The following is a 23,620-nucleotide window of genomic DNA, read 5'->3' as shown; positions in this document are numbered from 1 at the left end:
CTCAGCACGTGCCATCCAGCGCCGTGGGCGCGTCGTCACCGGCACCGCCCGCCTCGGCACGGGTCAGCAGGGCGGCTGTCGCCGCGCCGAACGGCGCCGAGTAGGAGATGTTGTCCTGGCAACCGCCGCCGTCGCGGCCGCCGATCACACCGATCACCGTCGAGCCGGTGATCCACGGACCGCCGCTTGTGCCGTCGACCAGACCGCCGCAGCGCAGCCAGGGATATCCGCCCGAGGCCATGGCGGCGCTGGTCTCGCAGCCGATCGGCGGTCCCCCGACGCCGAACGGGTACCCGATGACCGTCACCGGGGCGGAGCCGCCAGGCGCCACCCCAAGGGTCAGCGCCTGCCCGGCCACAGATTCGACATTCCCACCCGCGGAGCGGCTGACACGCGCGAACGCGTAGTCGGTCTTGGGGTCCTGGGAGGCGACCCACCGGGGGTCGAGGTAGACGGCGTCGACGGTCCACACAGCGTCGGGGGCCGCCTCGTCGTTGAACCCCGGCACGAACGTGGCCGGCACGCCCGGTGTGAGGCAGTGCGCCGCGGTCAGGATCAGATCCTGGGTCGTGGAGTGGACCACCGAGGCGGTACAGGTGTGGGCATCGGTGCCGCCGAGGAACAATGCGCCCACCGCCGGTTGAGGCGAGACCGGCCGCGCATTCTTGGTGACCGAGCGTGCGACAGCGGCCTCGGCGGCTTTGACCGGCGACTGGTTCGACAGCTGGCAGCCCGCCAGCAGCGCGGCGGCCACCGCCAGGTTGAGTGCCACCGAAACCGTCCGCATCAGCACGATCTTGCCTGATGCGGAGGCTGTGGGCTGGTCCCGATCACAGCCTGCGGGGAACGACGGGCAGCACGCCTGCGTTGTGCAACACAGGCGCTATCGATAGCGCGGGCCCGAATCTAAGAGACACTGGTTGTCATGGTACAAGGACACGGCACCGTGCCCGAGCACCGCGAGGAGGCGGAGACGATGACTGACGAGCAAGGACAGCAGTACCAACCCGAGCAGACCGGAATGTATGAACTGGAGTTTCCGGCCCCTCAACTGTCCGCGCCCGACGGGCGCGGACCGGTGTTGATCCATGCTCTGGAAGGGTTCTCCGATGCCGGCCATGCCATTCATCTGGCCGCTGAACACCTGAAAAGCAAGCTCGACACCGAGCTCGTCGCCTCATTCGCGATCGACGACCTCCTGGACTACCGGTCCCGTCGCCCGCTGATGACGTTCAAGACCGACCACTTCACCGACTATGACGATCCGCAGCTCAACCTATACGCCCTGCGCGACAGCCTCGGCACGCCGTTTCTGTTGCTCGCCGGTCTGGAGCCGGACCTGAAGTGGGAGCGGTTCGTCACCGCTGTACGGCTGTTGGCCGAGCGGCTCGACGTGCGGCAGACGATCGGCCTGGGCACGATCCCGATGGCGGTGCCGCACACCCGCCCGGTCACGTTGACAGCGCACTCCAATAACCGCGAGCTGATCACCGAGTTCACCCCGTGGGTGGGCGAGGTGCAGGTTCCCGGCAGCGTGTCCAACCTGCTGGAATACCGGATGGCCCAGCACGGCCACGAAGTGGTCGGGTTCACCGTCCACGTGCCGCATTATCTGGCCCAGACCGATTTCCCGGCGGCCGCGGAGGCGCTGCTGGAACAAGTGGCCAAACTGACTTCGCTGCAGGTGCCGCTGCGGGCCCTGACCGATGCCAGTGAGGGTATCCGAACCAAGATCAACGAGCAGGTAGAGGCCTCGCCGGAGGTCTCTCAAGTGGTGAGCGCACTGGAGCGACAGTACGATGCTTTCGTTGCCGCTCAAGACAACCGGTCGCTTCTGGCTCGCGACGAGGATCTGCCCAGCGGTGACGAATTGGGTGCGGAGTTCGAGCGATTCCTGGCCCAGCACGCCGACGAGTTCAAAGACGGTTTCACCGATAACGGGGATACCTAAGGAACTCCACCGCACAACGACGGGGTTGCCCATGACGCAGCGAAAGCCGAATCTGCAGCCCGTGCGGGAAATGACGCCCACGCTGCATTTCCGGACCATTCACGGCTACCGCCGGGCGTTCAGGGTGGCCGGGTCGGGCCCCGCGTTGCTCCTGATTCACGGAATCGGCGACAACTCGACGACGTGGCATTCGGTGCACAGCAAGCTGGCTCAGCGGTTCACCGTCATCGCCCCGGATCTGCTCGGACACGGCCAGTCCGACAAACCGCGGGCCGATTATTCGGTGGCGGCCTATGCCAACGGCATGCGCGATCTGCTCAGTGTCCTCGAGGTCGACAAGGTCACCGTCGTGGGACACTCCCTCGGCGGTGGCGTGGCGATGCAATTCGTCTACCAGTATCCGCAATTGGTGGAACGGCTGATCCTCGTCGGTGCCGGTGGTGTGACCAAGGACGTCAACATCGCGCTGCGGGCCGCCTCACTGCCGATGGGCGGCGAGGCACTGGCACTGCTGCGACTGCCCCTGGTGCTGCCTGCCATGCAGGTCGCCGGACGGGCACTGGGCACCGTGTTCGGTTCGACCGGGCTGGGCCGCGATCTGCCTGATGCGCTGCGCATCCTGACCGATCTGCCCGAGCCCACCGCGTCGTCGGCATTCACCCGCACGTTGCGCTCAGTGGTGGACTGGCGCGGGCAGGTGGTGACCATGCTCGACCGCTGTTATTTGACTGAATCTGTTCCTGTGCAACTAATTTGGGGTGATCAGGACGCGATGATCCCGGTCAGTCACGCACGGATGGCCCATGCCGCGATGCCCGGCTCCCGGTTGGAGATCTTCGGCCGGTCCGGGCACTTCCCCTTCCACGACGACCCCGACCGCTTCGTCGAGGTCGTCGAGCGATTCATCGATTCGACCGCACCGGCCGAGTACGACCAGGACGTGCTGCGTGAACTGTTGCGCACCGGACTGTCCGAGCGTTCGGTCACCGGCACGCTCGACACCCGGGTGGCGGTGCTCGACGCCATGGGCGCCGACGAGCGCAGCGCCACCTGAGCACCTCACCCGGGCGGCGTCGCAAAATCTCAGAGCGTCGTAGTGTCGGAGCATGACCATCGACGTAGCCGTGTTGCGGGTGTTCACCGATTCCGATGGCAATTTTGGTAATCCCCTTGGCGTCATCGACGCGGCGACCGTTCCCGCAACTGAGCGCCAACGCATCGCCGCTGAATTGGGTTACAGCGAAACCATATTCATCGATGTGCCGTCCAACGGGGCGACCACCGCGCACGCACGCATCTTCACCCCGGCCACCGAGCTGCCGTTCGCCGGGCACCCGACCGTGGGTGCGGCCTGGTGGCTGCGGGAACGAGGCACGCCGATCCGTACCCTCCAAGTGCCTGCCGGCATCGTGCAGATCAGCTATGACGACGCACTCACCACGGTGCGGGCCCGGGCGGAATGGTCACCGGAGTTCGCCATCCACGAGCTGGATTCGGTGGAGGAGTTGCTGGCCACCGATCCCGGCGACTACCCCGACGACGTCGAGCACTACGTGTGGTCTTGGCTCGATCGCGATCGCGGGCATATTCGTTCGCGGATGTTCGCCACCAATCTCGGCGTTCCGGAGGACGAGGCGACCGGTTCAGCGGCAGCTCGCCTGACCGACTATCTGAGCCGGGATCTGATGATCACGCAGGGCCAGGGATCGCAGATCTACACGACCTGGAATGCTGAAGGGTGGGTTCTAGTGGCGGGCCGCGTGGTCAGTGACGGTGCCCGCCAGCTGGGCTGACGACCAGTCAGCCGGAGGTGCCGACCGCGCGATGGGCGCGCAGCGCCTCGATCTCGCGTTCGAAATCCTCAGCGGAGCTGAAGGAGCGGTACACCGAGGCGAAGCGCAGGTACGCCACCTCGTCGAGTTCGCGCAGCGGCCCAAGAATGGCCAGGCCGACCTCGTGGCTCGGGATCTCGGGAGAACCGGCCGCCCGCACAGCGTCTTCGACCTGCTGGGCCAGCATGTTCAGCGCATCGTCGTCGACGTCTCGACCCTGGCAGGCCCGGCGCACGCCGCTGATGACCTTCTCGCGGCTGAACGGTTCGGTGACGCCGCTGCGTTTGACGACCGCCAGCACGGCGGTCTCGACGGTGGTGAACCGCCGGCCGCACTCCGGACAGGATCGGCGCCGCCGAATGGCCTGACCCTCGTCTGCTTCACGGGAATCGACCACTCTGGAATCAGGATGGCGACAGAACGGGCAATGCATGGCCGCTCCTTCGCCTCCGCCGCAGCTCGATGCTTCGGACCACCCAGAGACTACCTGTGCTGCCCTGCCGACGGCCACGCCCCGAAAACTCGGGCGAGCGAGACCGCCACCAGCAAGGCCGCTTGTCCGGCACACGTTGTGGCCGACCGTGATGCGTCGCGCGATCACCCCATCGGGGCGATGAGCGTCTGTCCGGCATCCAACGTGGCTGAATCGAGCTTGTTCAAGTCGCGGATGCGCGCCATCACCTGCCCGGCGGGCGCATCGGGGGCCACCCGGCCGGCGAGCTGCTGCAGCGTCTCCCCCGCCTGGACCTGGACCACCGCAAGCTGATCGGGCACCTGGTCGGTGGCCGCCGACGTGCCACTGAGATGACCCACCAGACCCAGCCACAGGGTGATCAGAGCGGCCACCCCGGCCAGCGCGATCGTGACGGCGGTGCTCACCGGCCGCCGCACGTGCGGCGCCCGCGAGAAGGTGACGCCGGTGCCGGAGTAACGCATCGGGGCGATGGCCGGGCGAGCCGGGTACGGCCGTTGGCCGCGGGGCCCGGCGGGACGGGTCCGAACGGGGGTGTTAGCCCTGACCGCCGCACGGGGGCGCATCGGCCGCACCGGTGCGGATGGGAAAACCTGCCGATCGTCGATGACTGTCACGTCTGTTTCCTTCCTCCAAGACGCCCACTGTTCGCCCTTGTGTTCGAACTGTACTCGACCATGCGTTCGAAATACGAACATGTGAGCGAGCGTGTCTGGAGAATAAATCCGCCCACCGACACGTTTTGGCGGTGCCGATCACCTGCACGATTGACGGCGGCGACACGCCGCGGTCGAACAAGTGTTTGATTATCTGCTGCCCCGCGACTACATTCGGGCCCATGAGCGACCGCAGTGAGACATCAGGTGCCGACTCCGGACTGACCGAGCGGCAGCGAACGATCCTCGAGGTGATCCGCGCCTCGGTCACCACCCGCGGCTATCCACCGAGCATCCGCGAGATCGGCGACGCCGTCGGCCTCACCTCGACGTCCTCGGTGGCGCACCAGCTGCGCACCCTCGAGCGAAAGGGCTATCTGCGCCGCGACGCCAACCGCCCGCGCGCCGTGGATGTGCGCAGCGCCGACGAGGTGACCGCCGTGACCACCGATGTCGCCGGCTCGGACGCCCTTCCCGAACCGACGTTCGTGCCGGTGCTCGGCCGCATCGCCGCCGGCGGCCCGATCCTGGCTGAGGAGGCCGTCGAGGACGTCTTCCCGCTACCCAAGGAACTGGTCGGTGAGGGCTCGCTGTTCCTGCTCAAGGTCGTCGGCGAATCGATGGTCGATGCCGCGATCTGCGACGGTGACTGGGTGGTCATCCGTCAGCAGAACGTGGCTGACAACGGCGATATCGTCGCGGCGATGATCGACGGCGAAGCCACTGTGAAAACGTTCAAGCGCACCAATGGTCAGGTATGGCTGATGCCGCACAACCCTGCATTCGACCCGATCCCCGGTAACGACGCCGCCATCCTCGGCAAGGTCGTCACCGTCATCCGCAAGATCTAGGGGCTACTCCGCCTTGACGAACCCGTTCGCCTGAGCGAGTTCCTCACTGGCGAACCAGACTTCGGGCACGGTGTGGTCGTAGAGGGCCGAATCCGGGGCGTAGTAGAGCCCCGAGTGGGTGTTGGCCTTGATCACGTAACCCTCAGGTGCCTGGTACGGATCAGAGAGCGGAAGGTGGATCGCCGGGCGCGATGAGGCGGTGCCGGCCGCCACATCGGACTGCAGAACCTCCGCCGGCTCGGTGACCGGTTTGCCCTCATCCTCGAGATCCGCAGGGAAGTACTGCTCGACGATCTCGGCCTCGGCGTACTCCTCCGGCGCTGGCTCGTCGTCCGGCTTCGCGGCGCGGCGACGCCGACCCGGCCTACCGAATTCGCCCACATCGAGTCGCCACATCGACTGCGACTCACCAAGATTCACCACCGCGTGCCGCCCCGAATCGGCAACCTCGTCGATCTCGACGTACGTATGACCGTCGGGCGCCTCGGCTGCGTCCACCTCGTCGGCATCGACCGGCCCAGCGGGAATGCGTGTCGGCGTGGTGTCGATGGAGTCCTCGTCGCCGTCGAACACATCCCCGAGCCCGGGCTGCGACTTGTCCTCGCCACCCGGTTGCGCCCAAGAGAACCCGGGCGCCTGGGCGACCTGCACGACGCCGCCGTCGTCGGGGTAGGTCGAAAAGCGTTCAGTCGAAGGAGCACCCGCGGGACCCTCATGCTCATCCGGCCAGTAACCGTCATCGTCGTCGTAATCGGGATCGTGGAAGTCGTCGTCGATCTCGATATCGCTACCACGGCGCCGCCGCAGCCAGAGCACACCCAGCGCGATCACCGCGACCAGCAGCAGCACCGGAATGATGATCAGCAACCACCACAGGTGGAAGGTGAAACCCGTGCCGGACTTCGGTGCGGCCAGACCGGACTGCGGCCCGGTCCCGTTGGGCACCTGCAGCCCGGCGAGTTGTCCGGCCAGCTCCGGCGGTTTGGTGGTGAATTTGCTGGCGGATTTGTTCCAGGAGATCTCGCCACCGCTGAACTTCTGGGTCACGGTGTCGCCGTTGACACTCTGCTCGCCGGTCGGAGCACCGAGCTCGCCGCCTGCCCCGCCCAACTTCGCCCATGCGGCGTTGATCGCGCCCCGCACCACGATGGCACCGTTGTCAGGCGTCCAGAAAATCACCGGCTTATCGGAGGCACTGAACGCGCTGACGCGGCTGTTCGGGGCACCCCCGTCCGCCTCGGTTCCGGTCGGCAGGCCGAGATCACCCGTCGGTCCGCCCTGCGCCTCGTACTTCGTCAGGATCGCGCCGGTCACAGCGTGCGCACCGGTCGCCGGCGAGTAGAAGATCTTGCCGCCGGCGTAATCCTGCACGGCACCGTCGGTCCCGACGGGACTCTGCGCACCCTGCCGGGCACCGAGCGGGCCCGCGAGCCCGCCCACGGCTCGCCACGCCTCATTGATCGCCGTCGTCGCATCCGTCGGCACTTGGAGACCGGCCAGGTTGCCGGCCAGTTCGGGCGGCACCGTGGTGAACGTGTTGGAGCTGTTGTCGTAGGAGATCTCACCGCCGGTGAACCTCTGGTTCACCACGTTGCCGTCGAAGGTCTCGTCGCCGGTGGGGACGCCCATCGTGCCGGCCGAGCCGCCGAGTTTGTCCCAGGCCGCGTTGATCGCGCCGCGCACCACCCACGCGCCGGTGTCGGGCGTCCAGAAGATCGCCGGTTTGTCGCTGGCACTGAACGTGCTCACCCGGCTGTCGGGGCCGACCAGGCCCGCAACCTCGTCGATGGTGGGGAAACCGAGATCGCTGTCGGCCGGGCCGCCTTGGGCCTGGTACTTGTCCAGGATGGGCCCGAACAACAGGTGGGCACCGGTGGCCGGGGTGAAGAAGATCTTGCCGCCACTGAAGTTCTGGGCGAACCCATCGCCGACCGCGTAGACGTCGCCGTCCTTGGCACCGACCGGAGAACTGGTGCCGCCAGCAGCCTGCCAGGCCTGGTCGATGGCACCACTCGCATCACTGTCGGGGGTCGCGATCGCCCCGGGCGCCGACAGCAGACCCGCTGTAGCCGTCGCGACGACGACGAGCGCCATTCGCCCGACGCCTCTACTGAGGCGACTTCCAAGCCAGGTCATGCGCTCTCCCCGCAGTTTCGGTCAAGATGATTCCCCTTATCCTCCGTGTCAACTTTGCGTCAGCACTTCGCGACACGCGGCATTTCCTTAGATATGCCGCACTCGGGGAAGGGGTAAAACTCCGGAAAAGTCGAGCACAAAGCCGAGCTATTCGGGTAACCGGGTACCGAATGGCGGCTGAGCGGTCCTAGAAATGCCAGCTCAGACCCCATGCCTGGGTTAGACGCCCAGGCTGCGACCAATGATCTCCTTCATGATTTCGGTCGTGCCGCCGTAAATCGTTTGGACCCGGGCGTCGAGGTAGGAGCGGGCCACCGGATACTCGCGCATATAGCCGTAGCCGCCGTGTAATTGCAGGCACCGGTCGATCAGGTACACCTGCTTCTCCGTGGAGTACCACTTCGCCATCGATGCCTGCTCGGCCGAGAGTTTTCCGTCAAGGTGAAGGCGAATGAACTCGTCGACCATGATGCGCACGGCGGTCGCCTCGGTGGACAGTTCGGCCAACAGGAAGCGGCTGTTCTGCTGGCTGCCGATCGGCTTGCCAAACGCCTTGCGTTCCTTGGTGTATCGCAGCGTCTGCTCGAGCACGTTTTCCATCGCCGCGGCTGCCATCACCGCAATGTTGAGGCGCTCCTGCGGCAGGTTCTGCATCAGGTAGATGAAGCCGAAGCCCTCCTGACCCAAGAGATTCTCGGCCGGGACCTTGACGTCGGTGAAGGACAGTTCCGCGGTGTCCTGCGCGTCCAGGCCGATCTTGTCGAGGTGCCGGCCGCGCTCGAAGCCCTCCATACCGCGCTCAACGACCAGCAGCGAGAAGCCTTGCGCACCCTTTTCGGGGTCGGTTTGGGCCACCACGATCACCAAGTCGGCGTGGATGCCGTTGGTGATGAACGTCTTGGATCCGTTCAGGATGTAGTGGTCACCTTCTTTGACCGCCCGGGTCTTGATGCCCTGCAGGTCACTACCGGTGCCGGGTTCGGTCATCGCGATGGCAGTGATGTGCTCACCGCTGCAGAACTTGGGCAGCCAGCGCTGCTTCTGCTCGTCGGTGGTCAGCTCCAGCAGATACGGCGCGACGATGTCGTTGTGCAGGCCGAACCCGAGGCCGCTGTACCGGCCGGCCGCGGTCTCCTCGGTCAGGATCACGTTGTAGCGGAAATCGGCGTTGCCCCCGCCGCCATACTTTTCCGGCACGGCCATCCCGAGAAAGCCCTGCTTACCGGCCTCGAGCCAGACCTCGCGCTCGACGATCTTGTCTTTTTCCCACTGCTCGTGGAACGGCGCGACATGCCGATCGAGAAACGCCCGGTAGGACTCGCGGAACAGGTCGTGTTCGGGCTCGAACAGGGTCCGCTCGTACTTAACGGTGGCGTTCTTCTCGAGAGCCATTGACTTCCTTCCGGAGGGCACTGTGGGTTTGCGAACGAGGATAACCAACCGGATGGTTGGTCACCAAAGTCACAGGCAGCGGCACCGCCGCATCGGAACGTTGCCGATCATGTGGCCGCTGCTGGACATCGGTGCTGCGTCCGGCGCCACCGCGCTGATCAAGCCGCTCGTGGATCTGATGTCGCCGTTCACCATCTTCACGCCGATCAATCCGGTGAAGCTGATCGTCGACCTGGCCAGCAGCCCGTCACCCAGGTCGGGGAACCCGGCACACCCAAGAACGAAAGGCCTGCAGCCGCAAGCACTTTCCGGCACGCCGCCTAGCTGCTGTAGTCGCGCAGGCTCGCTGCCAGCGCCGCGGGCACCCGTGCTGTGAGGCGTGTGCCCGCGTCGGTGTGCTCGACGGCGTCGACGTGCCCGTCGCTGTGCAGGCGGGCCACCAGATCGCCCCGGTCGTACGGGATCGTCACGTCGACGGTGATCTCTCGCGGTTCGACGAGTTCGCCGAGCCGAGCGCGCAGGCGCGACAGGCCATCGCCGGTGTGCGCCGAGACGAAGACAGCGCCTGGTAGCGCGCGGCGCAGCTGGGCCAGCATGAGGTCTGTCGCAGCGTCGATCTTGTTGACCACCAACAGTTCCGGTGCCGGTGGCGCGTGGTGGTCGTTCTGAACCTCGCGGATGACCTGACGAACGGCCTCGATCTGGGCGAGCGGATTGCTGTCGGATCCGTCGACGACGTGCACCAGCAGGTCGGCGTCGAGGACCTCTTCCAGGGTGGAGCGGAACGCCTCGACCAACTGGGTCGGCAGGTGCCGGACGAACCCGACGGTGTCGGTGAGCACGAAAGGCCGGCCGTCATCGAATTCGCCACGGCGAGTGGTGGGTTCGAGTGTGGCGAACAACGCGTTCTGCACCAGCACCCCGGCGCCGGTCAGCGCGTTGAGCAAGCTGGACTTGCCGGCATTGGTGTAACCGACGATCGCGACGGACGCCATATCGCTGTGCAACCGGCGGCTGCGCTGGGTGTCGCGGATCTGCTTCATATCTTTGATCTCGCGGCGCAACTTGGACATTCGCTCGCGGATGCGGCGCCGGTCGGTCTCGATCTTGGTCTCACCGGGACCGCGGGTGCCCACGCCGCCGCCACTGCCGCCGGCGCCACCGCCCTGGCGGGACATGGACTCACCCCAGCCGCGCAGCCGGGGCAGCATGTACTCCATCTGCGCGTACGCCACCTGCGCTTTGCCTTCCCGGCTGGTGGCGTGCTGGGCGAAAATGTCCAGAATCAGGGCGGTCCGGTCGATGACCTTGACCTTCACCACTTTTTCCAGCGCGTTGAGTTGAGCGGGGCTGAGCTCACCGTCGCAGATCACGGTGTCGGCGCCGGTTGCGATCACGACCTGGCGCAACTCTTGGGCCTTGCCCGAGCCGATGTAGGTGGAGGGGTCCGGCTTGTCGCGGCGCTGGATCAGTCCTTCGAGGACTTCGGAGCCGGCGGTCTCGGCCAGTGCGGCCAGCTCGGCAAGGCTGGCTTCGGAGTCGGCGGCGCTGCCGTCGGTCCACACCCCCACCAGGACGACCCGCTCGAGGCGCAACTGGCGGTACTCGACCTCGGAGATATCGGTGAGTTCGGTCGATAGCCCGGCGACGCGTTTGAGGGCGGCGCGGTCTTCGAGCGCGAGGTCGCCGAGGCTCGGGTCGGGGAAGTCAGATTTCGTCATAGGCCTTACGTGTCATAAACGGTGGGTCGATGGTGTCACGAGTGGCAGCGTCATGCACTCCAATTACGTGCCGCACACCTGGGCCGCCCACCACGAGTCGGCTACCTCACCGTGCGCCACCAGGCACGACGGCCCGCGCAAGGTGCTGCTGGTATCGCTGATCCCGACGGTGACTTCGCCACCCGGGATGCGCACTCGCAGCGTGCCGGTCGCGAGGTTGAGGTGATCCAAGGCCGCGACGGCGGCGGCCACCGTCCCGGTGCCGCAGGAGCGGGTCTCGCCGACGCCGCGTTCGTGCACGCGCATGCTGACGCCCCCATCGCGCACGATCGTCAGCACCTCGACGTTGACCCCGTCGGGGAACTGTTCGTGGTCGAACTGGACGGGCCCGGCGACGTCGAGGGCGGCCAGCGCGGCTTCGGACAACCCGGGATCCAGGCAGGCCAGATGCGGGTTGCCGACGTCGACACCGACGCCGGTGAAGTGCCGGCCACCGACGGTGGCGGTGCCGGATCCGAGCATGTTGACCTTGCCCATGTCCACGGTGACCTCGGCGTCCAGTGCGTCGGCGTGGTGCACGATCACCGGCCGCGGCCCGGCCAGCGACCCGACAACGAACTTGTCGTGCTGCTCCAGACCGCTGGCCCGCAGGTAGTGGGCGAACACCCGGACGCCGTTACCGCACATCTGGGCGATCGAGCCGTCGGCGTTGCGGTAGTCCATGTACCAGTCGTCGGCGGCGACGCCTTCGGGCAGCCGCTCCAGCACACCGGCAGCGACGACCGCGCCGGCCGTGGTGACTCGCAGGACACCGTCGGCGCCCAGCCCCTGGCGGCGGTCGCACAGCGCGGCGACCGCGGCGGGTGCCAGGTCCAGCTGCGCGTCCAGGTCGGGCAGCAGCACGAAATCGTTCTCGGTGCCATGCCCCTTGGTGAAGATCACCTGATCAGGATACGTGCCGCCACCGCGTGATCACCTCGTCGGCGAGGCCGGCACCCGCCCCGTCGAGCCAATGGATGCGATGGTCGCGGTGAAACCACGATCGCTGCCGTCGCACATAGCGCCGGGTGCCGATGAAGGTCAGCTCGCGGGCCTGGCCCAGCTGCGCGTCGGCGCCACCGGCATCCAGGGCGTCGAGCACCTGCGCGTAGCCCAGCGCCCGGGCGGCGGTGACGCCCTCACGCAGCCCGTGATCCAGCAGCCCCCGCACCTCGTCGACCAGACCGGTGTCGAACATCGCGTCGGTGCGTTGGGCCAGGCGTTCATCGAGAATCTCTGTGGGCCAATCCAATCCGATGATCAGAGTGTCCCAGCGGGGCTCGCCGATCCGGGGTGCCGACGCGGCGAACGGTTGGCCCGTCAGCTCGACCACCTCCAGTGCCCGCACGATCCGGCGGCCGTCGGTGGCCAGGATCGCCGCCGCGGCGGCCGGGTCGCGGCGGGCCAGTTCGGTGTGCAGAGCGGCCACTCCGATCTCCGCGAGCTGCTGTTCCCACCGGGCGCGGACTTGCGCGTCGGTGGCCGGGAAGGCCCATTCGTCGAGCAGGGATTGGATGTAGAGCATCGAGCCGCCGACGATGACCGGCGGCACGCCGCGGGCGGCGATGGCCTCGATGTCGGCGGCGGCGGCCACTTGGTAACGCGCGACGGTGGCGGTCTGGGCGATGTCGAGGACGTCGAGCTGGTGATGCGGGATACCGCGGCGCTCGGCGACGGTGAGTTTGGCGGTGCCGATATCCATGCCGCGGTACAGCTGCATGGCGTCGGCGTTGACGATCTCGCCGCCGAGACGCTCGGCGATATCGAGGGCCAGCGCCGACTTGCCGGCACCGGTCGGCCCGATGACCGCAATCGGTCGGGCGCTCATGGAGTCCAGACGCCCACGAAGTACCCCACCCCGTACGGCGCGCCTCGCATCAGCTCCTTGGCTGCCCGCGGCCCGGGTTCGGTGAGTCCGGCCAGCACCTGGTAGCCGACGCGGCCGACGATGCCGCTGGGCAGCCGGGTCAACGTCGCACCATCGCCAGAGGCCAGTGCGTCATCGAGCACGGCCTGTACCGTCACCGATTCCGGGTCGTGACCGCCCGGTGCGGGCGGCGTGAGCGTGTTGGCGCCGTCGGCCACGACGAGCACCCCGACCGGATCGGCGGCGTCGTCGATCTCGGCGCGCAGCGCCCGACCCAGTGCCACCGCCGTGTCGGCGTCATGGTCGGTGCGGTAGACCCGGACCTGCACCCGGGCCGACGGGTTGGCCTGCTCGCGCAGCCAGCCGGCGAACAATGCGCACAGCGGCAGCGCACTGATCTCCGACGACTCCTCCGGCGACAGCGCGACGGGGATATCCACGCCGTAGCCGGCGAACGTTCCCCTGGCGTCGGGGCTGATGACCTGGTCGTCGGCCCCCACACCGATCGCGATCCAGCGAGCAGGCAGCTCGGCGGCGGCAGTCAGTGCCGCGACACGGAAGTCGGCTACCTCGGCTGCCGCCGCGCCGGCCAACTCGGGCACCAGGACGGGCGCCGACGGGCTCAGGGCGATGGCGGACAGCACGCCACACACGGTAGTGGCCGTCAGCCGGACACACTCTCGGCGGCAGGTGCGTTCTTGGCCGCGACCTCACCGCGGGCCAGCGCGGCCGTCGCGACCACCATCACGGCCACCGCGACGATCAGCAGGAACCAACCGGAGTCACCGGGCCGCAGTGTCTCGCCGAGGACGAAGATGCCCAGGACCGAGCCGACGATCGGTTCGGCAACCGTCATCGTCGGCAACGACGCCGCCATCGACCCGGCTCGGAACGACGATTGCTGCCACATGGTCGCGGCCACGGCCACCAACGCCCACGCGTACAGCTCCGGGCTGACCAGCATCGCCACGATGCCATGGTCCAGACGTCCGACGACGCCCTTGGTCAGGACCGCGAACAACCCCCACAGTGAGCCGGACACCAGCGCCAGCAGCACCGCGGCCACGGGTCTGCCGGACCAGATCCGCGAACCCAGGACACCCAACGCCATCGCCGGGCCCATGATCGCGGCCACCCAGATCCACAGTTCGAGGCCGGCGCGAGAATGCCCCTCGGTGGGATTGCCGACGGTGACGATCACCGCCACCGACGCCGCGAGCAGCACCGCCCACAACCACTGGGACCGGCTGACCCGCCGATGCGCGAAGTAGGCGCTCAACGGCAGGGCGAACAGCAGCGAGGTCACCAGCAGCGCCTGAACCAGCAGCACCGACCCGAAACCCAGCGCGGCAGCCTGGAATCCGAATCCCGCGCCGCCGACGATACTGCCCACCCACCACGTCTTGTCGCGCAGCAGTCGCCCGAACAACTCGATCGGGCTGAGCTTTTCGACGGTGACTTCGTGAGTCGTGCGCTGCTGGATCACGTCGCCGATCGCGATGAAAAACGCGGCGCACAACGCAAGCAGGACTGCGATATCCGCCTTTGCCACGAGCGATCTCCTCCACCCTAGAATCCGCCAGCCTGCCCGCCGGTCGCGGGCGTCGCAACCTCAGACCAGCCAACCCGGGCGCATGTAGGGCATCGACCTGGTTCAATACCAACGGGGACGGCTGCCCGCGCGTGGGGTGTCGTCTATGCACCAGTGGCGCCGCATCGCGCGGCAGATGCGCGGGACGACCGCGTGGAGGGTAGGTGAGGCGAGTCCATGACCATCGACGAACCCAGCGCCGGCGGACCCCCGAGACCGGGACCGAGACCGAGACCGGGACCGCCGCGTCCCACACCCAAACCCCACCCTCCCGCTGCCCCGCTGGCGGTGCCGCCATCCAGTGACCCGCACCGGTTCGGCCGCATCGACGACGACGGGACCGTGTGGCTGATCACGTCATCGGGTGAACGGTCCATCGGCTCCTGGCAGGCCGGTGACACCGAAGCCGCCTTCGCGCACTTCGGCCGGCGCTTCGAGGATCTGGCCACCGAGATCACGCTGATGGAAACCCGGCTGGCCTCGGGCACCGGCGACGCCCGCAAGATCAAGGCGGCGGCGGCCGCACTCGCTGAAACTCTGCCTACCGCAAGCGTTCTCGGCGATCTCGACGCGTTGGCCGAACGTCTCGCCGCGATCCGCGACCACGCCGAAGAGACCGCCGCTGCTGACCGTGCTCGCCGCGACGAACATCGCGCCGCGCAGACCGCCCGAAAAGAGGCGCTCGCCGTCGAGGCCGAGGAACTGGCCAACACCTCGACGCAATGGAAGGCGGCGGGCGACCGACTGCGTACCATCCTCGACGAGTGGCGCACCGTCACCGGCCTGGACCGCAAAACCGACGACGCGTTGTGGAAGCGGTATTCGGCGGCCCGGGAGACCTTCAACCGCCGGCGTGGCTCGCACTTCGCCGACCTGGACCGTGAACGCGCCGGCGCCCGGCAGGCCAAGGAAGCGCTCTGCGAGCGTGCCGAGGAGCTGTCCAGCTCCACCGACTGGTCGGCGACGGCGACGGCGTTCCGGGATCTGCTCACGCAGTGGAAGGCGGCCGGGCGGGCGGCCAAGGACGTCGACGACTCGTTGTGGCATCGATTCAAGTCCGCGCAAGACACGTTCTTTGCGGCGCGCAACGCAGTGAACGCAGAACGCGACAGCGAGTTTGCGGCCAATGCCACCGCGAAAGAGGCATTGCTGGCCGAGGCCGAGAAGCTCGACACGTCCAATATCGACGCGGCCCGCTCGGCGTTGCGGACGATCACCGACAAGTGGGACGCGATCAGCAAGGTGCCGCGGGAGCGGTCCGCCGAGCTCGAGCGCCGGCTGCGCGCGGTAGAGAAGAAGGTGCGCGACGCGGCCGACTCCGGCCGGATCGATCCGCAGGCCAAGGCTCGCGCCGAGCAGTTCCAGGCCCGCGTCGAACAGTACGAACGGCAGGCCGAGAAGGCGGAGGCCGCGGGCCGTACCAAGGATGCCCAGGCGGCCAGGGCCAGCGCCGAGCAGTGGCGGCAGTGGGCCGACGCGGCGGTCGAATCGCTGGGTAAGCGCTAGCTAGGATCCGGCCGCGGGGGCTGTTGTTTGCCCTCGCGACGGTCCACATCCTCCAGCAGAGTCCGCGCTTGCCGCTCGGTTGACGTGGCGCGGCGTTGCTCCTCAGCGGCCAGCTGCACGGCTGTGCGGGTCCAGACGATCCGCGCCCAGTGGAATGTCAGCAGGATCACCGCGAACCAGCCCACCAGCAGTCCGATGCCGGGGCCGGGATGACCGTGCACGGCGGTCTGACGTGACCAGACTGCGAGCAGACCGACCGCGCTGGACAGCGCGGAGCCGGCCAGTGCCACCCAGGCCAGTACCCAGCGCCGAGTCAGAAGCGCCAGCATCGAGACGCCGACGCCGAACACCAGGGCCAGCCAGACGAACAGCCGCGACGGCACGGCGATCGCCACACTGATGGCCTTGCTGTCCCCCATCAGCACGTCGACACCGCGCGCTCCGCCGGTGTGCGGCAGGATCAGCGATACCAGCAGGACGAACACCAGGATCGCCACGACCATCGCGCGGGCACCCGGCTGAATCTCACCGGCGACCTTGCGTTCGGCGGCCTCGATATCGGATCGGTATGCCTCACTTCCGTCCTCGTGTGGGCGATCGTGTGGGTAGTCATCTGCGCGACTCATCGCGAACATCCCGTCGTCTCTTCGATGCGCGGCCGGCCCACCGGGGGCAGCCCCAACCCGACCGTGCGGGGCCGGGTACCTGCGGCGTGGGCGTCACCCGCCCGGGTGCGCCGGTGGCTGAGCAGCGGCGCATCGGCGATCAGGTGGTGCGGGGCCGCGCCGGTCACCGTCGTGGTGACGACATCTCCGGGCCGCGGCTCGATCCCGCCCGGCGTGAAGTGCACCAGGCGCCCGTCGCGGGCACGTCCGCTCAACCGGGCGGTGCTGGCATCCTTACGGCCCTCGCCGGTGGCCACCAGAAGCTCGACTTCGGTGCCGATCCGAGCGGTGTTCTCCTCGAAGGAAATCTGCTCCTGCAGCTCGATGAGGCGTTGATAGCGTTCCTGCACAACAGCTTTGGGAAGCTGGCCGTCCAGTTCGGCGGCGGGCGTGCCGGGCCGCTTCGAGTATTGGAAGGTGAAGGCGGTCGAGAAACGGGCCTGGCGCACGACGTCGAGCGTGGCGGCGAAATCGTCCTCGGTCTCGCCGGGGAAGCCGACGATGACGTCGGTGGTGATCGCCGCGTGCGGCATGGCCGCGCGGACCCGGTCGATGATGCCGAGGTATTTCTCGGCACGATAGGAGCGCCGCATCGCCCGCAGCATGCGGTCGGATCCGGATTGCAGCGGCATGTGCAGGGCCGGGCAGACATTGGGGGTCTGCGCCATGGCTTCGATGACATCATCGGTGAACTCGGCCGGGTGCGGTGAGGTGAACCGGACCCGCTCCAGCCCCTCGATGCGCCCACAGTCACGCAGCAGCGCGGCGAAGGCACCCCGGTCGCGTGGGGTGTCTGGGTCGGCGAATGAGACCCCGTAGGCGTTCACGTTCTGGCCAAGCAGGGTGACCTCCAGTACGCCCTGGTCGACCAGCGACTGCACCTCGGCGAGGATATCGACCGGGCGGCGATCCACCTCTTTGCCGCGCAGCGACGGCACAATGCAGAACGTGCAGGTGTTGTTGCAGCCAACAGAGATGGAAACCCATGCCGCATAAGCAGATTCGCGGGCGGCGGGCAGAGTGGACGGGAATTCCCGCAGCGACTCTTCGATTTCGACCTGAGCCTGCTGGTTGTGTCGCGCCCGCTCGAGTAGCGCCGGCAGGGAGCCGATGTTGTGGGTGCCGAACACGACGTCGACCCACGGCGCCTTTTTCAGCAGGCCGTCACGGTCCTTCTGGGCCAGGCAGCCGCCGACGGCGATCTGCATATTCGGATCGGCCTGCTTGCGGGGGGCCAGATGGCTGATGTTGCCGTACAGCTTGTTGTCAGCGTTTTCGCGCACCGCGCAGGTGTTGAACACCACCACGTCGGCGTCGGAACCCTCGGGCGCGCGCTCGTATCCGGCGGCTTCGAGCAGCCCGGACAGCCGTTCGGAGTCATGGACGTTCATCTGACAGCCATAGGTACGGACCTGGTAGGTGCGCCCAGCCCCCGAACTGGGCACTTCGCCCGCCGGGTGGTCAGTGGTCAGCACCGATGTCACACACCCATCGTACGGAGCGCTTGGTGCAGTGGAGAAATCGCGGATCGGCCAACGCTCGGCAATCTGGAGATTACCTGGGTAGGGTCTGAACGCATGGGACGCAGCGGCGACGAGCCGATGATCTCGGTCAAGGGCGTCAACAAGCACTTCGGCGAGCTCCACGTGCTCAAAGACATCAACCTCGAGGTCGACCGCGGCCAAGTAGTGGTGGTGTTGGGTCCGTCGGGTTCGGGTAAATCGACGTTGTGCCGCACCATCAACCGCCTGGAGACCGTCGATTCGGGAACGATCACCATTGACGGTGAGCAATTACCTTCGGAGGGGCGCAAACTCGCGCAGTTGCGCGCCGATGTCGGCATGGTCTTCCAGTCGTTCAACCTTTTTGCGCACAAGACGATCCTGGAGAACGTTGCTCTGGCACCGGTGAAGGTGCGCAAGGTCGGCAAGGACAAGGCGCGCGAGAACGCCTTGGCGTTGTTGGAGCGGGTCGGGGTGGCCAACCAGGCCGACAAGTACCCGGCGCAACTGTCCGGCGGTCAGCAGCAGCGGGTCGCGATCGCCCGATCGCTGGCGATGAACCCCAAGGTGATGCTGTTCGACGAGCCGACCAGTGCGCTGGACCCGGAGATGATCAACGAAGTGCTGGCGGTGATGACCTCGCTGGCCACCGAGGGCATGACGATGGTCGTGGTCACCCACGAAATGGGTTTCGCCCGCAAGGCCGCCAACCGGGTGGTCTTCATGGCCGACGGCGCGGTCGTCGAGGACGCCGCGCCAGGAGAGTTCTTCGACAATCCGCGCTCGGAGCGCGCCAAAGACTTTCTCGGCAAGATCCTCAACCACTAGGGCGAAAGGAACACCCGACTATGCGTTCTCCTCTTTTTTCTTGGCGGCTCGTCGGCGCCGCTGTTCTTGCTGTCGCGTTGCCGTTCGCCGCGACTGGGTGCGGTGGCGGTAGCAGTAGCGACAAGCTGGTCATCGGAACGAAATTCGACCAGCCCGGCCTGGCGTTGAAGAACCCCGACGGGACGATGACCGGATTCGACGTCGACGTGGCCAAGTACGTCGCCAAGGAGCTCGGCTACCCCGAGGACAAGATCGAATGGAAGGAAGCGCCGTCCGGGCAGCGCGAGAACCTGATCCAGAACGGCCAGGTGAGATACATCGTCGCGACCTATTCGATCACTGACGCGCGCAAGCAGAAGATCAGCTTCGCCGGGCCGTACTTGTTGACCGGGCAGAGCCTGCTGGTACGCGCCGACGACACCGATATCACCGGCGCGGACTCGTTGCAGAACGGCAAGAAGCTGTGCTCGGTCAGCGGGTCGACGCCGGCGCAGCGAATCAAGGACAAGTACCCCGGTGTTCAGCTGCAGCAGTACGACACCTATTCGGCGTGCGTCGAGGCGCTGAAGAACGGCGCGATCGACGCGGTGACCACCGATGAGGTGATCCTGGCCGGCTATGCCGCGCAGTCCCCCGGCAAGTTCAAGATCGTCGGGCAGCCGTTCTCCGAGGAGCGCTACGGTATCGGGCTGACCAAGGGTGACACCGCCACCTGCACGAAGATCACCGACGCGTTGAAGAAGATGGAGTCCGACGGCTCGTGGAAGGCCGCGTTCGACAAGAACCTCGGCCCGGCCGGTATCACTGCACCGGCGCCGCCGGCGCTCGACGGCTGCTGAGGCCGCACCGACGTGGAGGTCTTCAGCGAGTTTCGCGGCCAGATCTTCGAGGCGTTCTGGACGACGATTCAGCTCACGGTGCTCTCCGCGATCGGAGCGCTGATCCTCGGTACCGTGCTGGCCGCGATGCGGCTGGCACCGGTGCCGATGCTCAACTGGCTGGGCACCACCTACGTCAACGTGGTGCGCAATACCCCACTGACGCTGATCATCCTGTTCTGTTCGTTCGGACTGGCGCAGACGCTGGGAATTACGCTGGTGGACCCTAAGTCCGCAACATCTATCGCGGACAGTAACTTTCGGCTGGCGGTGCTCGGGTTGACGGTCTACACCGCGTCATTTGTCTGCGAGACGGTGCGGTCCGGAGTGAACACAGTGCCGCTGGGCCAGGCCGAGGCGGCTCGTTCATTGGGGTTCACGTTCAGTCAGAACCTGCGAATGATCCTGTTGCCGCAGGCTTTTCGGTCGGTACTCATCCCGCTGGGTTCGGTGCTGATCGCGTTGACGAAGAACACGACGATCGCCTCGGCGATCGGGGTGGCCGAGGCGGCACTGCTGATGAAGGAGATGACCGAGAACACCGCGGCGCTGGTGACGGTGGGCACGATCTTCGCGCTGGGCTTCGTGATCCTGACCCTGCCGCTGGGCCTGTTGTTCGGCTGGCTGGGTAAGCGGCTGGCGGTGGCCAGATGAGCACAGTGTCGGTCCTCTTCGATGCGCCGGGGCCACGGGCCCGGGTCCGCAATCGGATTATCTCCGGGGTCACGATTGTCATTGCCGCACTGGTGGTCTGGGCGGTGGTCGCCAAACTGTCCAGCAAAGGTCAGCTGACCGAGGCCAAGTGGCAGCCGTTCCTGACGGCCAATCTGTGGAAGACCTACGTACTGCCCGGCATCGAGGGCACGCTGACCGCCGCGGCGCTCTCGATCGTGCTGGCCCTGGTCCTCGGCTTCCTGCTGGGGGTGGGACGTCTCTCGCAGGTCGGCTTCATCCGCTGGCCGTCGGCGGTGATCGTCGAGTTCTTCCGCTCCGTGCCGGTGCTGATCATGATGATCTTCGCGTACTTCCTGTTCGCGCTGTACGACGTCTTCCCGTCGAAGTACCTGGCGCTGGCCGGCGTGGTGACGGGGCTGACGCTCTACAACGGTGCGGTGATCGCCGAGATCGTGCGCGCCGGGGTGAATTCGCTGCCCCGGGGCCAGGGTGAGGCGGCGTCGGCACTGGGCTTACGTTCCGGACAGACGATGCGGGCAATCCTGTTGCCGCAGGCCATTACCTCGATGCTGCCGGTGCTGGTGTCGCAGTTGGTGGTGGTGCTGAAGGACACCGCGATCGGCTATCAGATCACGTTCGTCGAGATGGTCCGCCAGGGCACGGTCGTCGGGTCGTCCTACGGCAATTACGTGCCCGCGCTGATCGTGATCGCGGTGCTGATGATCAGCGTGAACTTCGCACTGTCGGTGGCGGCGACAAAGCTGGAGAAGCGGTTACGGCGCTCCAAGCGCGCGCCTGCCCCGATGCATGCGGATGCGGCGTTGGAGCCTGGGGACTAGGTTCCTAGCGTTAATTCGCGGTCTCTTGTTAGGGTGGGTGATGCCGTCTCCGCATGCTGCGCAGATCGTGTTGACTGATGCCGAGCGAGCCGAGTTGGAGGGGTGGACGCGTCGGCGGACTACTGCGGCGGGGTTGGCGTTGCGGGCGCGGATCGTGTTGGCGGCCAGCGATGGTGGCACCAACATTGAGGTGGCCGATCGGTTCGAGGTCCATCGGAGCACGGTGCGCAAGTGGCGTAACCGGTTTGTTGAGTACCGCTGCGACGGGTTGCTCGATGAGCCTCGACCGGGCCGGCCCCGGGTGGTCGGTGACGAGCGAATCAAGGACTTGATCACCGCGACGTTGGAAACCACGCCACCGGATGCCACGCACTGGTCGACCCGCTCGATGGCCGAGCACCTGGGCTTGAGTCAGTCGATGGTCTCGCGGGTGTGGCGAGCATTCGGATTGGCGCCGCACAAACAGGATTCGTGGAAACTGTCCAAAGACCCGCTGTTCGTGGAAAAGGAGATGCCGGCCTTCATACCGGGAACATCCGGGCCATCTCCGGCAGCGGCAGCGTGGTGACCTCGGCCGGTCTGGTGTTCGCGTTCACGATGATGTCCTTCGCCATCAGTGACCTGAAAGTGATGGCCCAGGTCGGGACGACCATCGGCCTCGGCCTACTGGTCGATACGTTGGTGATCAGATCCTTCATGACACCGTCGATAGCGACACTCCTGGGCCGGTGGTTCTGGTGGCCCCAGAATGTCCGAACCCGGCCCGCCCGCCGTCCCGCTCAGCTTGCGACTGAGGGGAACCGCGACCTCAGCGAGGCGGCTCAGCTCGCGCACGACTAAGACGGAACCGCACGCGCATCGAGAATGGCTGTCCCGCAACAGATCGCCGGATCGGAGGCCATCCGTCCGAACGAGACGGTATCGTCAGCGCCGTGGCAAACCCGCTCGATGTCTTGCCGGTCGCCGACGGTATCGGGCTGCCATGGGATGTCGCAGTTGACGATGCGGTAGGTGCGATCGCCACGGCACGCGCACGCTACGGCGACACGTTCGTAGTCGAGAGCGGCGGCGGGCGATACCTCTTCACCTTCTCACCCACCGGCGTCGAATCGTTCTACGCACTCGGTGAAGAAACCGCGAGCAAGGGCGTCGCGGATTTCCTCATGCTGCGGCGCAAGCTGCCCGACGAGGTGTTCGCCGGCAGACGACTACTACCGAGTTCGCTGTTTCGCCGCGACGACGTCACCTCCTACCTCGCGAACCTCGACGGTGCTCTCGACGCGACCGAGGTCGAACTCGGCGAGAGCGGCACCGTCGACCTGTTCGCGCTGACCCGACGGCTCGGCCATCGCATGGGGTTGGCGTCGTGGGCTGGGCCGGGCTGCGCCGACGGGGACGCGTTCGAGCGGCTCGTGCGCGCATTCGACGTGCTCGACGGTTCGGACGCCTTCGTTCACCCGGACGCGATGGCGGCCGTGGCCGCCTCGGGTATGCGGGCCGAACGAGCCGCCTTGACGGAGGTTTCCGAGGTGATCGAAGCATCACTGCGGCAGCATGATTCGACGCCCGAGGTCCGCGCGGGGTTGTTCAGCCGAATCGTCGATGCCTGGGCTTCGGAACCCCCGGACGTCCGCAATCGCGGTATTGCAATGGATATCGCCCTCATCCACATCGCCTCGATGTCGAACCTGATGGCAGCGCTCGGCTGGGCTCTCGTTGACGTGATCGTTCATCCCGATCAACTCCGCCTGGTCGCGGACGGCGACCGTGAGCTCGCGTCCAGCTGTGCTCTCGAAAGCACCCGACTGGCGCAGCGTTCGATCATGGCCCGCGTTGTCCTAGAACCGGTCGCATTCGATACTGGAGTCGGCGTGGTCGACGTGCCGAAAGGCTGGACCATCGCGACGCTCCTACCGCTGCTGAACACGTCGGCGGCGGCGGGCTTAGAGGATTGGGATCCCAGTCGGTGGCACCGACACCGGCTCGTCGATGCACATGCGTTGCCGTCACCGATGCTGGTGACCGCCTTCGGACACGGCAGGCATTCCTGTCCGGCACAACCGTTTTCGTTGGCCGCGATGACGATGGCGATGACCCGCCTCGTGGGCCGCTACGACATGAGGCCCGAGTGGGTCGGATACCCACGTCCGGTGTCCGCTCAGATTGGCGGCGTGGCACGCGCGGCCGATCCCTGTCCGGTCGGCTACACAAAGCGCTGA

23 protein-coding genes and 2 pseudogenes are annotated in these 23,620 nt (G+C 66.7%); 13 read left to right on the top strand and 12 right to left on the bottom strand.

Annotated features, from left to right (window positions below; translation table 11 throughout):
• Position 1 precedes the first annotated feature (1 nt).
• Positions 2 to 787, bottom strand: coding sequence for a trypsin-like serine peptidase (locus G6N13_RS16365; protein WP_163698630.1), 786 nt, complete (start codon positions 785 to 787; stop codon positions 2 to 4).
• 189 nt (positions 788 to 976) lie between these two features.
• On the opposite strand from G6N13_RS16365, the gene G6N13_RS16360 reads away from it, so the two are divergent.
• The 3 genes from G6N13_RS16360 to G6N13_RS16350 are packed head-to-tail and all read left to right on the top strand — an operon-like array spanning position 977 to position 3,744.
• Entirely contained in the window at positions 977 to 1,951 is a 975-nt protein-coding gene (locus G6N13_RS16360) for a proteasome assembly chaperone family protein (protein ID WP_163702212.1), read from the top strand.
• Between the two features lie 31 nt (positions 1,952 to 1,982).
• On the top strand, positions 1,983 to 3,005 hold the full coding sequence (locus G6N13_RS16355; protein WP_163698628.1) for an alpha/beta fold hydrolase: 1,023 nt from the start codon (positions 1,983 to 1,985) through the stop codon (positions 3,003 to 3,005).
• A 52-nt stretch (positions 3,006 to 3,057) separates the two neighbouring features.
• On the top strand, positions 3,058 to 3,744 hold the full coding sequence (locus G6N13_RS16350; protein WP_163698626.1) for a PhzF family protein: 687 nt from the start codon (positions 3,058 to 3,060) through the stop codon (positions 3,742 to 3,744).
• Between the two features lie 7 nt (positions 3,745 to 3,751).
• Here G6N13_RS16350 and nrdR read toward each other — a convergent pair whose 3' ends face one another.
• Both nrdR and G6N13_RS16340 read right to left on the bottom strand, forming a co-directional pair.
• Positions 3,752 to 4,216 carry a transcriptional regulator NrdR gene (gene nrdR, locus G6N13_RS16345; RefSeq protein WP_163698624.1) on the bottom strand — a complete coding sequence of 155 codons (465 nt, stop codon included), beginning with the start codon at positions 4,214 to 4,216 and terminating at the stop codon, positions 3,752 to 3,754.
• 164 nt (positions 4,217 to 4,380) lie between these two features.
• Complete coding sequence (locus tag G6N13_RS16340) at positions 4,381 to 4,872, bottom strand: LysM peptidoglycan-binding domain-containing protein (protein ID WP_163698622.1); 492 nt, start codon at positions 4,870 to 4,872, stop codon at positions 4,381 to 4,383.
• A gap of 221 nt (positions 4,873 to 5,093) precedes the next feature.
• Between G6N13_RS16340 and lexA the strand changes: the two genes are divergently transcribed.
• Positions 5,094 to 5,762, top strand: a complete 669-nt coding sequence (lexA, locus tag G6N13_RS16335) for a transcriptional repressor LexA (protein WP_163698620.1) — start codon at positions 5,094 to 5,096, stop codon at positions 5,760 to 5,762.
• Positions 5,763 to 5,765: 3 nt separating this feature from the next.
• Here lexA and G6N13_RS16330 read toward each other — a convergent pair whose 3' ends face one another.
• Together G6N13_RS16330 and G6N13_RS16325 are read right to left on the bottom strand one after the other, a co-directional pair.
• Positions 5,766 to 7,856, bottom strand: a complete 2,091-nt coding sequence (locus tag G6N13_RS16330) for an LGFP repeat-containing protein (protein WP_235677788.1) — start codon at positions 7,854 to 7,856, stop codon at positions 5,766 to 5,768.
• Between the two features lie 261 nt (positions 7,857 to 8,117).
• Positions 8,118 to 9,290, bottom strand: coding sequence for an acyl-CoA dehydrogenase family protein (locus G6N13_RS16325; protein WP_163698616.1), 1,173 nt, complete (start codon positions 9,288 to 9,290; stop codon positions 8,118 to 8,120).
• A gap of 109 nt (positions 9,291 to 9,399) precedes the next feature.
• On the opposite strand from G6N13_RS16325, the gene G6N13_RS24580 reads away from it, so the two are divergent.
• The gene (locus tag G6N13_RS24580; protein ID WP_220096788.1) at positions 9,400 to 9,666 is read left to right on the top strand and encodes a hypothetical protein; all 267 of its coding nucleotides are present in this window, start codon (positions 9,400 to 9,402) and stop codon (positions 9,664 to 9,666) included.
• On the opposite strand, the gene hflX is transcribed toward G6N13_RS24580, so the two are convergent.
• From hflX to G6N13_RS16300, 5 genes are all read right to left on the bottom strand, one after another.
• Positions 9,611 to 11,011, bottom strand: a complete 1,401-nt coding sequence (gene hflX / locus G6N13_RS16320; protein ID WP_163698614.1) for a GTPase HflX — start codon at positions 11,009 to 11,011, stop codon at positions 9,611 to 9,613. The genes G6N13_RS24580 and hflX overlap by 56 nt on opposite strands.
• 63 nt (positions 11,012 to 11,074) lie before the next feature.
• Positions 11,075 to 11,953 (bottom strand): diaminopimelate epimerase, encoded by an 879-nt coding sequence (gene dapF / locus G6N13_RS16315; RefSeq protein WP_163698611.1) that lies wholly within the window; start codon positions 11,951 to 11,953, stop codon positions 11,075 to 11,077.
• A gap of 4 nt (positions 11,954 to 11,957) precedes the next feature.
• Positions 11,958 to 12,878, bottom strand: coding sequence for a tRNA (adenosine(37)-N6)-dimethylallyltransferase MiaA (gene miaA, locus G6N13_RS16310; protein ID WP_163698609.1), 921 nt, complete (start codon positions 12,876 to 12,878; stop codon positions 11,958 to 11,960).
• Positions 12,875 to 13,561, bottom strand: a complete 687-nt coding sequence (locus G6N13_RS16305; protein WP_163698607.1) for a class III extradiol ring-cleavage dioxygenase family protein — start codon at positions 13,559 to 13,561, stop codon at positions 12,875 to 12,877. Before G6N13_RS16305 ends, miaA begins: the two co-directional genes overlap by 4 nt.
• 20 nt (positions 13,562 to 13,581) lie before the next feature.
• Entirely contained in the window at positions 13,582 to 14,469 is an 888-nt protein-coding gene (locus G6N13_RS16300) for a DMT family transporter (protein ID WP_163698605.1), read from the bottom strand.
• A gap of 216 nt (positions 14,470 to 14,685) precedes the next feature.
• Here G6N13_RS16300 and G6N13_RS16295 point away from each other — a divergent pair, with 216 nt between their 5' ends.
• Positions 14,686 to 16,014 (top strand): DUF349 domain-containing protein, encoded by a 1,329-nt coding sequence (locus tag G6N13_RS16295; RefSeq protein ID WP_163698603.1) that lies wholly within the window; start codon positions 14,686 to 14,688, stop codon positions 16,012 to 16,014.
• On the opposite strand, the gene G6N13_RS16290 is transcribed toward G6N13_RS16295, so the two are convergent.
• Positions 16,011 to 16,640 carry an Rv2732c family membrane protein gene (locus G6N13_RS16290; RefSeq protein ID WP_163698601.1) on the bottom strand — a complete coding sequence of 210 codons (630 nt, stop codon included), beginning with the start codon at positions 16,638 to 16,640 and terminating at the stop codon, positions 16,011 to 16,013. The genes G6N13_RS16295 and G6N13_RS16290 overlap by 4 nt on opposite strands.
• A complete protein-coding gene (gene miaB, locus G6N13_RS16285; protein ID WP_235677787.1) occupies positions 16,637 to 18,163 on the bottom strand; it encodes a tRNA (N6-isopentenyl adenosine(37)-C2)-methylthiotransferase MiaB in 1,527 nt (508 codons plus the stop codon). The genes G6N13_RS16290 and miaB overlap by 4 nt, the downstream gene beginning before the upstream one ends.
• 117 nt (positions 18,164 to 18,280) lie before the next feature.
• On the opposite strand from miaB, the gene G6N13_RS16280 reads away from it, so the two are divergent.
• The 7 genes and pseudogenes from G6N13_RS16280 (at position 18,281) to G6N13_RS16250 (ending at position 23,620) form a co-directional block, all read left to right on the top strand.
• The gene (locus G6N13_RS16280; RefSeq protein ID WP_163702208.1) at positions 18,281 to 19,009 is read left to right on the top strand and encodes an amino acid ABC transporter ATP-binding protein; all 729 of its coding nucleotides are present in this window, start codon (positions 18,281 to 18,283) and stop codon (positions 19,007 to 19,009) included.
• Between the two features lie 20 nt (positions 19,010 to 19,029).
• The gene (locus G6N13_RS16275) at positions 19,030 to 19,848 is read left to right on the top strand and encodes a glutamate ABC transporter substrate-binding protein (RefSeq protein WP_163698600.1); all 819 of its coding nucleotides are present in this window, start codon (positions 19,030 to 19,032) and stop codon (positions 19,846 to 19,848) included.
• Positions 19,849 to 19,860: 12 nt separating this feature from the next.
• Positions 19,861 to 20,541, top strand: a complete 681-nt coding sequence (locus G6N13_RS16270; RefSeq protein ID WP_163698598.1) for an amino acid ABC transporter permease — start codon at positions 19,861 to 19,863, stop codon at positions 20,539 to 20,541.
• Positions 20,538 to 21,401 (top strand): amino acid ABC transporter permease, encoded by an 864-nt coding sequence (locus G6N13_RS16265; RefSeq protein ID WP_163698596.1) that lies wholly within the window; start codon positions 20,538 to 20,540, stop codon positions 21,399 to 21,401. Before G6N13_RS16270 ends, G6N13_RS16265 begins: the two co-directional genes overlap by 4 nt.
• A gap of 40 nt (positions 21,402 to 21,441) precedes the next feature.
• Positions 21,442 to 21,909 (top strand): annotated as a pseudogene (locus G6N13_RS16260) (IS630 family transposase); the annotation flags it as partial.
• 5 nt (positions 21,910 to 21,914) lie between these two features.
• Positions 21,915 to 22,241, top strand: a pseudogene (locus G6N13_RS16255) (MMPL family transporter); the annotation flags it as partial.
• Positions 22,242 to 22,333: 92 nt separating this feature from the next.
• Entirely contained in the window at positions 22,334 to 23,620 is a 1,287-nt protein-coding gene (locus G6N13_RS16250; RefSeq protein WP_163698594.1) for a cytochrome P450 family protein, read from the top strand.

Origin of the sequence: Mycolicibacterium sarraceniae, assembly GCF_010731875.1 — a bacterium.
Classification (GTDB): domain Bacteria; phylum Actinomycetota; class Actinomycetes; order Mycobacteriales; family Mycobacteriaceae; genus Mycobacterium; species Mycobacterium sarraceniae.
The sequence above is the reverse complement of the archived record's forward strand: the minus strand, read 5'-3'. Positions and strand labels throughout refer to the sequence as shown.

Bases quoted from the DNA above. Each gene is read 5' to 3' on its own strand.
- nrdR (WP_163698624.1), bottom strand. From the start codon at position 4,216: ATGCATTGCCCGTTCTGTCGCCATCCTGATTCCAGAGTGGTCGATTCC.
- G6N13_RS16355 (WP_163698628.1), top strand. From the start codon at position 1,983: ATGACGCAGCGAAAGCCGAATCTGCAGCCCGTGCGGGAAATGACGCCC.
- G6N13_RS16275 (WP_163698600.1), top strand. From the start codon at position 19,030: ATGCGTTCTCCTCTTTTTTCTTGGCGGCTCGTCGGCGCCGCTGTTCTT.
- G6N13_RS16280 (WP_163702208.1), top strand. From the start codon at position 18,281: ATGATCTCGGTCAAGGGCGTCAACAAGCACTTCGGCGAGCTCCACGTG.
- G6N13_RS24580 (WP_220096788.1), top strand. From the start codon at position 9,400: ATGTGGCCGCTGCTGGACATCGGTGCTGCGTCCGGCGCCACCGCGCTG.
- G6N13_RS16365 (WP_163698630.1), bottom strand. From the start codon at position 787: ATGCGGACGGTTTCGGTGGCACTCAACCTGGCGGTGGCCGCCGCGCTG.
- G6N13_RS16295 (WP_163698603.1), top strand. From the start codon at position 14,686: ATGACCATCGACGAACCCAGCGCCGGCGGACCCCCGAGACCGGGACCG.
- G6N13_RS16330 (WP_235677788.1), bottom strand. From the start codon at position 7,856: ATGGCGCTCGTCGTCGTCGCGACGGCTACAGCGGGTCTGCTGTCGGCG.
- G6N13_RS16265 (WP_163698596.1), top strand. From the start codon at position 20,538: ATGAGCACAGTGTCGGTCCTCTTCGATGCGCCGGGGCCACGGGCCCGG.
- G6N13_RS16360 (WP_163702212.1), top strand. From the start codon at position 977: ATGACTGACGAGCAAGGACAGCAGTACCAACCCGAGCAGACCGGAATG.
- hflX (WP_163698614.1), bottom strand. From the start codon at position 11,011: ATGACGAAATCTGACTTCCCCGACCCGAGCCTCGGCGACCTCGCGCTC.
- lexA (WP_163698620.1), top strand. From the start codon at position 5,094: ATGAGCGACCGCAGTGAGACATCAGGTGCCGACTCCGGACTGACCGAG.
- G6N13_RS16325 (WP_163698616.1), bottom strand. From the start codon at position 9,290: ATGGCTCTCGAGAAGAACGCCACCGTTAAGTACGAGCGGACCCTGTTC.
- G6N13_RS16290 (WP_163698601.1), bottom strand. From the start codon at position 16,640: ATGAGTCGCGCAGATGACTACCCACACGATCGCCCACACGAGGACGGA.
- miaA (WP_163698609.1), bottom strand. From the start codon at position 12,878: ATGAGCGCCCGACCGATTGCGGTCATCGGGCCGACCGGTGCCGGCAAG.
- G6N13_RS16350 (WP_163698626.1), top strand. From the start codon at position 3,058: ATGACCATCGACGTAGCCGTGTTGCGGGTGTTCACCGATTCCGATGGC.